Source organism: Lunatimonas sp. (genome assembly GCF_020832325.1).
Taxonomy (GTDB): Bacteria; Bacteroidota; Bacteroidia; order Cytophagales; family Cyclobacteriaceae; genus Lunatimonas.
The window spans coordinates 326,545-340,739 of record NZ_JAFIEU010000051.1 but is presented as its reverse complement, the minus strand read 5'-3'; the positions used below and the strand labels follow the sequence as shown (position 1 = coordinate 340,739).

The following is a 14,195-nucleotide window of genomic DNA, read 5'->3' as shown; positions in this document are numbered from 1 at the left end:
GAGTTTTGCCGCCTGCTTCCTTCAGATTCCACCTCACGATGGACACCCTTGCTATTGGCTAGTGGTTGGCGATTACAAACCCCCACAGTGGACTTTCACCACCTAGTTAGTTACCATGCACGGCACACTAAAAAAAGGCTGCCCTTTTCGGACAGCCCCTTTTTTTTTAACCGTACACTTCGGGGTTTACCGGATAGGGAAGACGCTCTCCCTTCAATCCGGCCAGAATGTTTTCGGCAGCACAGCGAGACATCTCGTTGCGGGTTTCTACGGTGGAAGATCCGATATGCGGAAACACCACGGCATTATCCATCTCCAATAAGGGATTATCAGGCTCCATGGGCTCCGGATCAGTCACATCCAGACCTGCTCCGTATATTAAACCCTCCTGCAAGGCCCGAATGAGTTCGTCTTCCCGATGCACACCTCCACGGGCTGTGTTGATAAATACGGCACGGGGCTTCATGCGTTTGAACTGCTCGTATCCAAACAAGCCCCTCGTTTCCTCGGTCAAGGCGGTATGCACCGATACACAGTCGCTCTGCTCCAGTAGTTCCTCAAAGGGCAGCCAGGTGGCGCCAAACTCCCTTTCTGCCTCCTCGTTTCGCGTGCGATTGTGATAGACGACCTTCATCCCCCAAGACTGCGTACACATGCGGGCCAGTTCCGCACCAATCCTACCCAACCCCACGATACCAAGAGTTTTTCCGGCAAGATCAAACCCCAAATCTAGCGTGGGCTGGCTAACACCCCATTCACCTTTTTTAATTTTTCGGTGCAAATAAAGTGCTCTTCTGGCCACAGTGAGCATCAAAAGAAGCGCGGTTTCAGCCGTAGCCTTGTTCAACACGTTTGGGGTATTTCCGATAGGAATGCCCAACTGGGTGGCCGCCGCGATATCTACCCCGTCAAAGCCTACAGAATGGAGGGCCACTACCTTAAGATGGCTGCATTCACGAAAAAAACCTTCATCCAAGCCTGCTTGTCCTGCACTCAAAAAGGCATCGTGCTCTTTGCAGAAAGCGATCGCCTGCTCCCTAGTAAGCACGGAAGGCTCCCGCCACATCGTCACCTCCACCCCCGCCTGCTCCAGCAGTCCAAGGCCATAGTCGGGAATAATCTTATTGATAAAAACTTTCATGTGTCTAATTGTTTTTCAGCGTTTGTACCTGTGAAACGGATCACAACCACCTGATAATCATATTATTTTGATGTACTGATACTCTTTACTTTTTTTATTCCTACCGTTTCTTACGGCTGTGCTTTATCTCCGTATCTACAGGCAGCAAACGGTATAGAGAAAAGAATCTGCAACAATGGCTTGCCCACTACTTCACATACCGAAAGTCAAACGAGGGGTCGAAGTCCTCGAGAAAACCTGCCATCAGCTGGATCACATGGTTGATATCCGCTTTGCTGGCTGTTTCTACGGTCGTGTGCATGTACTTTAGCGGCAGGGAAATCAAGGCAGAGGGCACCCCACCGTTGGAATAAGCAAAGGCATCGGTGTCCGTCCCGGTGCTTCTCGATGAAGCAGAGCGCTGATAGGGTATCTCGCGCTTATTGGCAGCCGCAAGTACCAAATCCAGCAATTTACGGTGTACCGCTGGCCCCACGGTCAACACCGGCCCCTTACCGGCGGTATAATCCCCACTCACTACCTTATTGTACATCGGTGCGGTGGTATCGTGACACACATCCGTGATCAGCGCGGCATTTGGCTTGATACGTGCGGCAATCATCTCTGCACCCCTAAGTCCAATCTCCTCCTGAACCGCATTGACCACATAGACGCCAAAGGGAAGCTCCCTTTTCTGTTCTTTTAGGTATCGGGCTACTTCGGCAATCATGTAGCCACCGATGCGGTTATCCAACGCCCTCCCCGTGTAAAATTTGCCATTTAAATCGGTCAATTCATCTTTAAAGGTGACCACACAGCCCACATAAATCCCCATTTCCATTACTTCCTCTTTGGAACGGGCACCTACGTCTATAAAAATGTTCTCGGTCTTTGGAGCTTCTTCCTTAGCCTTGTCCCGCACGTGGATGGCAGGCCAGCCAAACACCCCCTGGATTACCCGATCGTCGGTGTGGATATTCACCCGCATAGAAGGCGCGATCATGTGATCGGAGCCCCCGTTTCGAACCACATAAATATACCCTTCCGGGGTTATGTAATTTACAAACCAACTGATCTCATCTGCATGGGCCTCGATGACCACTTTATAATCCGCCTTTGGATTGATAACCCCTACTGCGGTGCCGTAGGCGTCGGTAAAGTAATCATCCACCAATGGTTTTACATAGTCCAGCCAAATCTGCTGTCCCGACGCTTCGAAGCCCGTAGGGGAAGCATTATTGAGGTAACGGTATAGGAACTCTTCGTTTTTTGTCATTGCGTTTTGGTTAGTACACTACACTTCAAATTAGCCATTTCTAGTCGGTAAATACCAGGCCTGGGATCCAACTATCACCCATTCACCGTTGAGCGATTTTTCCCGGGACCCTCCTTGCCAACCTGTTATAAAGGAATATTACCGTGCTTCTTTTTGGGCAAGTTATCCACTTTATTTTCCAACATGGAAAAAGCCCGGATCAACCGGTGTCGGGTATCCCTCGGTAGAATCACCTCGTCGATAAAGCCTCGCTCCGCGGCAGCATATGGATTGGCAAATTTACGGGTAAATTCGTCGATTTTCTCTGCAAGTTTTGCCTCCGGGTCTTCCGCCTCGGCGATCTGCTTTTTGAAGATGATTTCGGACGCTCCCTTAGCTCCCATCACAGCAATCTCTGCCGAGGGCCAGGCAAAATTCAGGTCCGCTCCGATATGTTTCGAGTTCATCACATCGTAGGCACCTCCATAGGCCTTGCGGGTGATGACTGTTACCCGAGGTACTGTAGCTTCAGAAAATGCATACAACAGTTTGGCCCCGTTGCTGATGATCCCGTTCCACTCTTGGTCGGTACCTGGCAAGAAACCCGGCACATCCACCAACACCACCAAAGGAATGTTAAAGCAGTCACAGAACCGCACAAACCGGGCCGCTTTGAGCGAGGACTTGATATCCAAGACTCCGGCAAGTACTGCCGGTTGGTTGCCTACCACGCCGATGCTTCTTCCCGCAAGGCGTGCAAAGCCAACGACGATATTTTCGGCAAAATCCCGGTGTACCTCCATAAAACTGCCTTCATCGGCGATTCCTGCTACCACTTCCCGCATATCGTAAGGCTGATTGGGGTTTTCGGGAATAATCCCGTCCAATACCTCCCGGATTTCGGACTGACCGCCAGTGTAGGGCAAACGGGGCGCTTCTTCTTCGCAGTTTTGCGGCATGTAGGACAGTAATTGCTTGATGGAGGCGATGCAGGCCGCCTCGTTCACACATGCAAAATGGGTCACGCCACTTTTGGCACTATGTGCCGAAGCACCTCCCAGTTCCTCGGAGCTTACCTGCTCCTGCGTTACGGTTTTGACCACATTGGGGCCGGTCACAAACATGTAAGAAGTATGCTCCACCATCAGGATAAAATCCGTGATGGCCGGTGAATACACCGCGCCCCCGGCACAAGGACCCATAATAGCCGAAATCTGTGGGATCACTCCAGACGCCAAGGTATTGCGGTAAAAAATGTCCGCATAGCCTCCCAGAGAACTAACTCCTTCTTGAATCCGCGCGCCACCTGAATCGTTAAGCCCGATCACGGGTGCACCGTTTTTCATGGCGAGGTCCATAATTTTACAAATTTTTTCGGCATGTGTCTCCGACAGCGATCCGCCAAACACGGTGAAGTCCTGCGAAAAAACATACACCAGCCGTCCGGCCACCCGGCCAAAACCCGTAACTACCCCATCGCCTGGGTATTTCTCGCGTTCAATCCCAAAATCTCGACCCCGGTGCACGACGAGCTTATCCAATTCCTGAAAAGACCCCTCGTCCAACAGCAGCGCCAAGCGCTCCCTTGCGGTTAGTTTTCCTTTTCCGTGCTGTGCCGCAATACGGGCTTTGCCTCCTCCCTGCATCGCTTCCTCGTTTTTGGATTTGAGCAAATCCAGTTGTTGCTGCTTTATGCCCGGGACGTTTGTTGTTGGTTTGTCTGTTTTCATAGGGTTGGTTTGGCATTTCCTGCTTACCAAATATAGGCAGCACCTCTCAGGGAGAAAAATAGCGCGCGAATAAATCCCCACATCCCGCCAATTTTTTTATCACACCGTAAAGTGCGGTAAGCACTAACAAGGTAAAAAAAGTTCTCCGGGAATACAGCAGTGGATTCCAATAGTGCTTTTCCGGCGAAAAATAAGAACAATCAAATATCCCAACCCGTTAGTAAAAATAAACATCATTTTTATGAATATATAATCATTACGTAACCTGCGGATTTGAATAAACTTTCTATATTCGCACCATTAAAAAATGACCGGTATCATGGTGGAAAAGGCGGCAGTCATCGACATGGGAACCAATACCTTTCATCTGCTTCTTGTGGAATTGGCAGATAACGGTTTTCGTACGCTTTACAAAGAAAAAATTCCGGTCAAGCTGGGAGAAGGAGGTATCTCCAAAGAGCTGATTCTTCCTGAAGCAAAGAAACGAGCCTTCCACACCCTCACCCACTTTTCCAACTTAATCAAAGGCGAACAAATAGATCGCGTTTTTGCCTTTGCCACCAGTGCGGTTAGAAATGCCCGCAATGGCCATGAGTTTGTTGCGGACGTCAGGGAGCGTCTAGGTATAGACGTCAATATAATCGATGGCAACCGGGAAGCGGAACTCATCTACAAAGGCATTCGCCTAAGCGGCAGCCTAAACGACGAAACCTCGCTCATGATGGATATAGGCGGCGGATCTGTGGAATTTATCATTGGAAACGAAAGCCGCATCTTCTGGAAACAAAGTTTTGAAATTGGTGGTCAACGGATGCTGGACCTCTTTCATTATCACGATCCCATCCTGCCTACAGAAATTTCCCGGCTAAACGAGTACCTGGAAAGCAAGCTGGAGACCCTCTGTCATGCCATCGCCCATTTTCAACCGTCGCGTCTAGTAGGTGCCTCGGGAACCTTCGATACGCTAACCGACATGTACCGGGCAAGGATACAGGAAGCCAAGTTTCGCTATCAAAGTACGTATTCCATTCCGGCAGCTAGTTTCCAACAAATCGCAGGGCAGCTGATCCACCTGGACAGGGCCGAGCGTCTACAGATCCAGGGTATGATTCCCATGCGCGTAGATATGATCGTCGTTGCTTCCTGTCTGATTCAGTTTATTTTGGGACAAGTAGATACCGATCTGCTGCACTGTTCTACCTACTCCTTGAAGGAGGGTGCTATCGCCGAGATTCTCCAAAACCAAAGCGGTACCAAACCCCTCCACTACGCCCGGCAGGCAATCTAAACCTGCGGCCTTTTCCGGTTATTCTTTTTGATTGTCCTGAATTTTGCGAATTTTGCACCTTCCATCTGTATTACAACCCCTCTCACCTATGAGTACCTATCCTTTGTCTCAACTGGAACGGTTTACGAAAGAAATCCTGCTACGTATCGGATGTCCTGAAAAGGATGCCTCCACGGCAATGGAAGTCCTTCTTTCGGCCGATCTGAGGGGGGTCGACTCCCATGGTGTGGCCAGACTCTCGGGATACGTGCGGCTTTGGGAAAAAAACCGCATAAACGCCCAGCCCAACATTCGCATCATACACGAGACCCCCAGCACGGCAGTGGTGGACGGCGACGGAGGCCTTGGGCTGGTGGTAGCGCCCTACGCGATGCAGGTGGCCATTGAAAAAGCCAAAACGGCCGGAACGGGATGGGTTTCTGTCAAAAACTCCAACCATTACGGCATCGCTGGCATCCATGCTATGCAGGCCCTCGCCCACGACATGATCGGCATTTCGCTGACCAATGCCAGTCCGCTGGTCAGCCCCACCTTTTCACGGGAGCGACTTCTGGGCACCAACCCGATATCCGTGGCCATTCCTGCCGCAACCCAACCGCCATTTGTGCTGGATATGGCTACTACTACTGCCGCCAACGGCAAATTGGAAATCCTACAACGTAAACAGCAAGAAGCTCCCTACGGATGGATTCAGGACAAAGACGGCAATCCTACCAGCAGCCCGAATGGTGTAAAAGACGGGGGAGCCCTGCTGCCGCTCGGTGGCGACCGGGAGCACGGTTCCCACAAAGGCTATGGCCTGGGCGCCGTGGTGGATATTTTCTCTGCCGTGCTCTCAGGGGCTAATTATGGGCCCTGGGTACCGCCGTTTGTGGCCTTTTTGGAGCCACATCCCAATCCGGTGGGCGAAGGGCTGGGACATTTCTTCGGTGCCATGCGCGTAGATGCCTTCCGTCCTGCCGATGAATTCAAATCGCATATGGATACCTGGATAGGGCGTTTTCGGAAAGCAAAAACGGTGGAGGGACAAGAGAAAGTGGTCATCCCCGGAGATCCCGAGCGGGAATTGGAGGAAGTTCGAAGAAGGGAAGGTATTCCGCTTCTACCCGCTGTAGTCGACGACCTCAGGGGCTTAGGTGAACGATTGGGTGTGAATTGGGATGAATCGCAGTGATAAGCCAAGTCGCCCCGCATCATTTCGGCACTTCCTGTTCGTCCGCCCCATCCGGTTCTATGGAAAATAGCTGCGTTTGAGGTACAGCGATTAGCGCAAACAACCCCTCGCTACTGAAGCGAACCAAATCCGCTGGTGGGTGCTCACGTGTGTTCCTTATTCGATCCCTAAAGTAAAGGAATCCCCAAGATTGAAAAATATCGGTTTGCACCGGCTCCACTTCGTAAGGAATTACCACATACGGATCGGCTTGATCTTCCCCACACGAAAAGAGCATTAGGACTATGCCAGCAAATAGAAAATTCCTCATGGTCAACGTTGTTTATTCTTAGGACGGGTAATGAACGTAACATGTCCTGGTGAGCAGAAAGTTTTCGGTTGAAGTGGCAGTCTGTCCGGTAGTTGATCACGGATAAAAAAAATGTTTATAAAAATTCCATGGATTCGATCTCGATGGTATACGCCCGATTTTCTACGACGATGGAAGCTACTACGAACAGCTCCTCTAGCCGGGTAGGAGCAAAGCTAGTGAGTGGTATATCATACGTATGCCATTCATTCGTTAAAGTTAAAGGGATTTTCGTCTCGCTGCCATCTGTTGGGTCTGATTTGTCTTTCAAGCCGATATCCACCTTTTCGCCACCTAGTATGCCTCTAAGTTTGAGTCGGAGTGTTTGGAAATTTGAAAAGTCTTTCACCCTATTTGAGTCAGGGACACCACTTCCAACAAACCAGTAAGCCGCTGCCCAGGGTTCCGCGGAAAACTGAAGTGCGATATGGCTACCTAAAAATTGCATATTAACTCCTTGGTTGTTGTTTGGGCTTGCCACTGCACTGTTGTAGTAATGCGTATTGTATCCGTTTCGTATGATTTTGGGATAGGGGACCGATCCGTATTCATCAAAGATCTGTACTAACTGCTGATTGATTTCTTCGTTAAACGCTTTTTTGCCTGTGACAATCATTTCATGTAAGGCTTGACCCCTTACGATAAGGTTTTCATATTTGACGATGAGTTCATATGGCCAGAAAAAAACAGGAATGAGCGTCGGGTGCTCGAGGATTTCATCCACCATAGCCGGTAGTTGTCCCTTCAGTTCGGTATTCCAGTCTCTCGTACCCTGGGAAAATAAAGCAAAGGTTCCGGGAAGGTCTGCGTTGATAAAATCGTCAAACGAACGCTGAATACCGGAATTGTAATTGTTCTCCAAGATGGTCAGCTCATCCAATAAATTATAGTAGTCGAAAAGAAGTTGCTCCAAATCTGTCCCTTGAAGCTGACTCAAGAAGCCTGAGCTCTTCAAGGATTCAAACCCGCTGAGATTGGGAGTCAGATAAATGCTGCTCCAAACTCCGTTGATGGTCTGAGCTATAAAGCTGAGGTTTTGGGCACTGTAGCGAGATTCTGCGTTTAGGTTTTCACCATAAACTTCCGACATGATTTTCTGATATTCCGGAGACATTTGCTGCCTGATGGCTGATACTCTTGGAAAAAGCTCCAGGCGCTTTTGGGTGAACTTTTCGGCTTTTTGCAGATCGCTCTGAATATTGTTGGCTATACTATTCAGATAGCCTTCCAATGCTTCGGCATTTAAGCGCTTTTGATTGGAATTATTGATTTGGATAGCAATTAAGATCCCAATGACAACCAACACAATCTCACCGACTGCATATTTCAGATACTTTACAATCTTATTTTCCTCCAACAGGTTAAAGCGGATTTTTCGAAAGAATTTAATCATAGGTTCCTTTTTCTGATGGTGGCTACCTGCAGGGAAATTGAAGCGCTGGTCAGCATGTGATCTACATTTATATCTGCAGATTATGCTAAGGTGATTCGTTTAAATAAGGAGTTGACTCGGGAAATACACCTTTTGCTGGGTGCTGCTGCTAAATATAGAAAATTAATTGCAATATGCTGCTTATGAGAGGTTTTTAAAACGAAGACAATGGATTTACAAAACCTACCTCCCCACAATCCGCTCCTCGTCCACATCATAGCGATACTTCACGACCTCGCCGCTGATAATTAGCGCAATCGCTTTTTCGATCACTTCATAGGGTGCAATAAACCATTCCCGTGGTGTGTACCTCTTTCCTTTTTCGTCAAAGACATCGATATTTAGGCAGGAGGAACCAAAAAAATTGTGGATCAATTGTTCAAATTTCTGGGTATTCATATTGTAGCATTTCCATCCTGCTACATATTCCACCTCGGCCATTAGATAGGTAGGTTTCTTTGCGGCATGTTTTATCCGTTCAGCTACGGCTGTCCGGGAATAGCCTATTTTGTAAAGGTTGTCCAATGAGGCTATTTCCTCCCGACTGCTTTTTGATTTCAGCACATAAATAAATCCTGTTTCTTTATCCTCTTCAATAATGGCCCCTAAGCTTTTCTGCAATGCTGCATTGACATTACCGTGATTTTCAGTGATTCTTTTCCCGTTTTTATAAAGCTCTGCCGCAAGAGATCGCAGGAGCATATCTGATTCGGTGCCATTTTCAAATATGCACCTCAATCGAGCGTTCATCTTACCCGATTTGTCTAGTTTCCTCTCTTCTACTTCGGCAACGTATACTAAAATACCATTTAACACGAAGAAATAGCCAACATCTATTTGTTGCTCATTTTTAAAATCTTTAATCTTTCTTTTTCCATGCTTTAGGTCAGCTTGACAGGACTTGAGTACTGATTCAAAATCCTCAAAATCCTCGCAGGGTTTTCTACTAGCCACATAGTCTGGCATAGTGGTGACCTTTGGCGTATGCCTAAAATCAAAAAGCCCCTCATCATCTCCAAAAATATCCAAATCATCCTCGAGTAGATCGTGAAAAAGAGCTGATTTATGCGAAGTAGGGTAGGAGACAGTGCTCGTTTGAATCACATCCTTGATGCCATTTCTGAAATAGAAGCCTATTTACAAGATGTAGATTATGAAATGTTCCTGAACCATTCGATGATGCGATTTACGTGTATCTAGCTATTGGAAGACAAAAAAATGCTGCAATTGACGGACAATTCAAAAAAGACGAGCTTTTCCAGGAGGGGACATTCCCTGCATGCCGACTATAAGTGACGGTGAAAGTCCTGTTGTTGTCCTAAAATACGCACAATGATTATATTCGATTCGGAGCGTAAATAAAAAATACTGTGGGCTTTGTAATTATTGCGTTTAAGGTGTGTGAAAAATTCGGATGCATCTCGCCCAATTTCAGGACTACTAGCGATTTTTTCCAGACAGTTGAACAACTCCTCAATATAAACAAGGGTTTGTTTTTCACCCCATTTCTCTAAAGAGTAGTCAGCAATAGCATCCACATCTTCGTCTGCCTTGACAGATAAAACGTAATTAGCCATGGTGTTTTCCACCGGTTTTTCCCAACGCTCTTTTCTTGGCAAGTGTCACGATTTCTTCTGCGGTCCTAACTTTCGGACTGACACCGCTCTCGATTCCTTCTTGAACAGCCGCTTTGGTAAGTAAAAACTCCCTGTTTCGCTCTTCATCTTTCCGAACCAAATACCGCAAGTATTCGGCTTCGGTTTTATACCCACCTTGCTTTACGGCAAAATCAATATACCGATCTAAGGTCTCGCCAAAATCCACTGTTTTTCTACCCATCGCTGCTGTATTTATGCTGTAAATTTAACATCTTTTTGGCGTCATCCCAAGAAAGCTAAAAAAAGTGTACAATATGGCGGGGGTTTGCTATTAACTTGTTTGGTAACCCATTACAAATGGCATGCAACGAATTACGACTGTAAAGGAGATTAGAAATAGTAGGGTGTAATCGATTCTGCTCCCGCCTGGGGGTCTATCAGGGCAAAGGCAACAATTTCTGCCGCTGCCCTGCGATCAGAAAACATTTCTAGTTATCTATACACTACATATATAAAATTATCCATACAGAAAAATTGCAGGGGATATATAGATACTATCAAAAAGTTTATAATCTTTTTTAAATAAAAAACAATGAATTACCAAGAACAGCAAACGCGTCGGATTTAATGGAAATACAGGGGTATGCATCCAAGTTATTTACTAAAACCAGCCAATAATATGGGCGTAAATTGGGTGGATTTACTTTCAAAAAAACTCGAAAAAAAAATTGGCCCCACCAATCATTTGCACCAAAACCAACTCCTTCCTAGTGAAACCTACCACTTTTTGCCAGTCTGTTTCTTCGCTGAAAATCAGCCCTTTTACTCACTAACTAAACAGACAAAACCTGTTCGCTCCATCATCAAACACCCAGAACATAGGTTGCGGGTTTTTCCCTTCGGTATACTTGCTAACTTGGTACCGGTGAACGCACCACGAACAAAACGTAAACCCAGCCATCTGCCATGACTCCCTTGCAGCAGCCACACACCATCATCACCCCGGGACCCATCCGAAATTGGGAGGCAACACCCTACGGAATTAGTGGGCATACCGAAGAGGCCTATTTTTCCATTCAGGTCTATGCAGACCACACCATCCGCGTTCAGGTGAGTCGACACGAGGTATTTTCTCCCAATCCCTATGCAGTTACCACCAAACCCGTGTCTGGTTTGTTTGAGTTTCGCTCCTCGCCTGACATCCTATGGCTAGCAACCAAGAAGATGACCCTAACCATTTCCCGAGAATGCTTTTCGCTGTCCTTTGCGACCCCGGAGGGGAAAGTACTCTGTGAAGAGGATCCAGCCATCGGTATCAACTGGTTGGGAACAGAAGTGAGCTGCTATAAAAAACTGCAGCCTTGGGAAAAATTCATTGGGTTAGGTGAAAAGACTGGGGGACTGAACCGCTGGGGAAAAGCCTACACCAACTGGAACACCGACCACTTCGGCTACGGCCTGGATGCAGACCCTCTGTATCTATCAGTACCTTTCTATATCGGACTTCACAGCGACAAAGCGTACGGCCTATTTTTTGACAACCCCCACAAATCGGTTTTCAATTTCGGGGCCAGTAACAACCGGTTCAGCTATTTCAGCGCAGACAATGGCGATTTGGACTATTATTTTTTCCACGACGACTCCGTGGCATCCATCATTCAGGCCTATACCCAGCTTACCGGGAGGATGGAAATGCCCCCACTATGGTCCTTGGGATATCAGCAATGCCGGTACTCGTATTACCCGGATCGCGAGGTGCTGCGATTGGCTCAAACCTTCCGCGAAAAAGGTATTCCTGCCGATATGATCTACTTGGATATCCACCACATGGAAAAATACAAGGTGTTTACCTTTGACAGCAAAAACTTTCCCGATCCCGCAACAATGATCAGAAGTCTGAAGGAACGTGGATTCAAGGTGGTGGTGATACTGGATCCTGGCATTAAAAAGGACCCGGATTACACTCCCTACGTGGAAGGGATTGAGCAAGGGCTTTTTATACGCTATCCGGATCAAGTGCCATACGAAGGACATGTCTGGCCGGGCTGGTGTGCCTTTCCTGATTTCACCAAGCCTGCTGCGAGGGAGTGGTGGGCGAACAAACTCTCCTTTTACAGCTCCCTGGGAGTAGACGGTTTCTGGACCGACATGAACGAACCTGCCACCTGGGGACAGCACATGCCAAATATCATTGAGTTTGACTTTGAGGGTGAACGGTGCAGTCACCGCAAGGCCCGGAATGTGTACGGCATGCAAATGGCCCGAAGCACTCAGGAAGGGGCCCTCCGTCACACGGATAATCAAAGACCCTTTGTGCTCTCACGATCTGGATATGCCGGTATCCAACGGCATGCAGCTGTTTGGACCGGAGACAATGTGGCCTCGGACGAGCACATGCTTGCGGGTATCCGATTGGTGAATAGCCTTGGATTGAGCGGTGTACCTTTTTCTGGATTCGACGTAGGGGGTTTTGCAGGCAATACCAACCCGCAGCTATTCGCCAGATGGATTAGTTTGGGTGCCTTTTCACCCCTTTTCCGGGCACACTCCATGATCAACAGCAACGATTCCGAACCATGGTCCTTTGGAGAAGAGGTGGAGGAAATCGCAAAAAACTACATAAAGCTACGTTACAAACTACTGCCTACCATTTACGCAGCCTTTCTAGAAAGTGGCTCCAGCGGACTCCCAATAGCCAAAAGTCTCGCCATTGACTACCCCTTTGACGATCGGGTGTACAAAGGTCCTTTCGACAACCAATACCTGTTTTGCGATAAATTTTTGGTGGTTCCGGTAGAAAGTTTCCGGCCGGTTACCAAGGTATTCCTACCCAAGGGAAAATGGTATTACCTGTTTACCTCCCAATTGCTGGAGGGGGACCAAGTATGCTATTGGGAAAGTCCGCTCAGTTACCTACCCGTATTTGTAAAAGCAGGCACCCTACTGACCATGCAGCAACCGGTTTCCCATACCGGGGAAGCCCACGACGGGATTCTCCACCTGCATGTATACCGTGGATCCGGAACGAGCACCCACCTCCACTACGAGGACGACGGAACCACGCTTGACTACAGAGGGAGTGCCTATTTCAAACGATATTTGGTAATGGACCATACCCACAAAGTGCTTACGTTTGATGAAAGCATCGGCAATTACGAAAGCAGGTTCCAAACGGTAAAGATTTATTTCCATGGTTTTACAGAAACCCAAGCTAGCGTAGGGGAGGTTTTAAAGACTTTTGAAAAAGAGGATGTTTCGTTCGTAGACCGGATCAGTGATTTTGATCCATTACCGGACAATCGGCACCCGTACCACGAATGCGAAGATACGAGAACCCTGACCATTACCCATCCTTTAGATAAGCTTACGATTACCCTTCATTGACCAATCAACGAATTTACTAACCAAGCCCGCTCAGGATTGTTCTGCGGTTGCCCTTAGTAACTCCATATTGGTCCAGAGATTTTTTCGCACGATTGGATCTACTATCCATCGGGGCATCGCGCTGTCGGGCACGGATATGATATGATAACTCAGGATAGCATATCTTCCCTTTTCCTCAATGACCCATTTACCAGAAAGCCCCTTTAGCGGCTCCAGTTTTTTTCCTTCCGTAAATAGAAGCGATTCATGGGTTTCAAATTGAACGGTGGTTTTACCGTTTACCGTTTCGGCAGAATGCATGAAGTAACAATACCGGTTTGCCAGCGGAAACGGCAAGGGGTATTCTGAGTAGCTGATCCAGGCATCGGGAGAAACTTCCTGTGTCCTAAATCGTTTGGCGTTTGCGTTCCACAGCTTTCCTTTCTCCTCATTGCGGAGGGCCGAAAGAATAGCTTTAGCCGTGGCGTCAATCCGTATAATGACGCGAACCTCGCGAAAATCCCCTGATCCCGGTTTCTCAATCCAGCGCTCCGCTAGTTGAATGCCCCGCTCTTCCCGAATTACCTGGAATTTCTCTTGACTGCTGAAACGATCCGCAGCATGAAAACCAGCGGAAAAACTAACTAACATCGAGATAATGAATAAAAGCATAGTAGAAATTGTTTGGTAAGAATTAGCGGTCTAGATAAGCCCATTTTAAGTAGGACAACTTAACAACCCTTTACCCTTACCCATAGAGTGAAAATATTTTCAAATTATTTCAATATTTTTTCACATGATAATTTTTTTTATTGTATTTTTATAGATATACAAAATTAGATTTGTTATTTCCTTCAGAAAATATTTTGAATCATACATAGGTATG

13 protein-coding genes are annotated in these 14,195 nt (G+C 47.5%); 4 read left to right on the top strand and 9 right to left on the bottom strand.

All coding sequences use genetic code 11. The annotated features are described in order from the left end of the window. Positions 1–166: 166 nt before the first annotated feature. From JJU34_RS21635 to JJU34_RS21625, 3 genes are all read right to left on the bottom strand, one after another. Positions 167–1,141 (bottom strand): D-glycerate dehydrogenase, encoded by a 975-nt coding sequence (locus JJU34_RS21635; RefSeq protein ID WP_228694503.1) that lies wholly within the window; start codon positions 1,139–1,141, stop codon positions 167–169. A 187-nt stretch (positions 1,142–1,328) separates the two neighbouring features. Continuing rightward, positions 1,329–2,396: a M42 family metallopeptidase gene (locus tag JJU34_RS21630; RefSeq protein ID WP_228694502.1), complete on the bottom strand. Its 1,068-nt coding sequence runs from the start codon at positions 2,394–2,396 to the stop codon at positions 1,329–1,331. Between the two features lie 125 nt (positions 2,397–2,521). Next, positions 2,522–4,105 (bottom strand): acyl-CoA carboxylase subunit beta, encoded by a 1,584-nt coding sequence (locus tag JJU34_RS21625; RefSeq protein ID WP_228694501.1) that lies wholly within the window; start codon positions 4,103–4,105, stop codon positions 2,522–2,524. Positions 4,106–4,421: 316 nt separating this feature from the next. On the opposite strand from JJU34_RS21625, the gene JJU34_RS21620 reads away from it, so the two are divergent. Then, the gene (locus tag JJU34_RS21620; protein ID WP_228694513.1) at positions 4,422–5,393 is read left to right on the top strand and encodes an exopolyphosphatase; all 972 of its coding nucleotides are present in this window, start codon (positions 4,422–4,424) and stop codon (positions 5,391–5,393) included. Positions 5,394–5,481: 88 nt separating this feature from the next. After that, positions 5,482–6,567 (top strand): Ldh family oxidoreductase, encoded by a 1,086-nt coding sequence (locus JJU34_RS21615; protein WP_228694500.1) that lies wholly within the window; start codon positions 5,482–5,484, stop codon positions 6,565–6,567. Between the two features lie 19 nt (positions 6,568–6,586). Here the strand turns inward: JJU34_RS21615 and JJU34_RS21610 are convergent, their stop codons facing one another. The 5 genes from JJU34_RS21610 to JJU34_RS21590 form a co-directional block, all read right to left on the bottom strand. Beyond that, positions 6,587–6,877 carry a hypothetical protein gene (locus JJU34_RS21610; RefSeq protein ID WP_228694499.1) on the bottom strand — a complete coding sequence of 97 codons (291 nt, stop codon included), beginning with the start codon at positions 6,875–6,877 and terminating at the stop codon, positions 6,587–6,589. A 115-nt stretch (positions 6,878–6,992) separates the two neighbouring features. Next, on the bottom strand, positions 6,993–8,309 hold the full coding sequence (locus JJU34_RS21605; protein ID WP_228694498.1) for a DUF6090 family protein: 1,317 nt from the start codon (positions 8,307–8,309) through the stop codon (positions 6,993–6,995). A gap of 222 nt (positions 8,310–8,531) precedes the next feature. Continuing rightward, positions 8,532–9,452: a GIY-YIG nuclease family protein gene (locus tag JJU34_RS21895; protein ID WP_228694497.1), complete on the bottom strand. Its 921-nt coding sequence runs from the start codon at positions 9,450–9,452 to the stop codon at positions 8,532–8,534. Between the two features lie 182 nt (positions 9,453–9,634). Further along, positions 9,635–9,925, bottom strand: a complete 291-nt coding sequence (locus tag JJU34_RS21595) for a type II toxin-antitoxin system RelE/ParE family toxin (protein ID WP_228694496.1) — start codon at positions 9,923–9,925, stop codon at positions 9,635–9,637. Next, on the bottom strand, positions 9,918–10,187 hold the full coding sequence (locus tag JJU34_RS21590; protein ID WP_228694495.1) for a hypothetical protein: 270 nt from the start codon (positions 10,185–10,187) through the stop codon (positions 9,918–9,920). Before JJU34_RS21590 ends, JJU34_RS21595 begins: the two co-directional genes overlap by 8 nt. 402 nt (positions 10,188–10,589) lie before the next feature. On the opposite strand from JJU34_RS21590, the gene JJU34_RS21585 reads away from it, so the two are divergent. Next, a complete protein-coding gene (locus JJU34_RS21585) occupies positions 10,590–10,916 on the top strand; it encodes a hypothetical protein (RefSeq protein ID WP_228694494.1) in 327 nt (108 codons plus the stop codon). Continuing rightward, positions 10,913–13,330, top strand: coding sequence for a TIM-barrel domain-containing protein (locus JJU34_RS21580; protein WP_228694493.1), 2,418 nt, complete (start codon positions 10,913–10,915; stop codon positions 13,328–13,330). Before JJU34_RS21585 ends, JJU34_RS21580 begins: the two co-directional genes overlap by 4 nt. A gap of 30 nt (positions 13,331–13,360) precedes the next feature. Here the strand turns inward: JJU34_RS21580 and JJU34_RS21575 are convergent, their stop codons facing one another. Further along, positions 13,361–13,981, bottom strand: a complete 621-nt coding sequence (locus tag JJU34_RS21575; RefSeq protein ID WP_228694492.1) for a hypothetical protein — start codon at positions 13,979–13,981, stop codon at positions 13,361–13,363. Positions 13,982–14,195 lie beyond the last annotated feature (214 nt).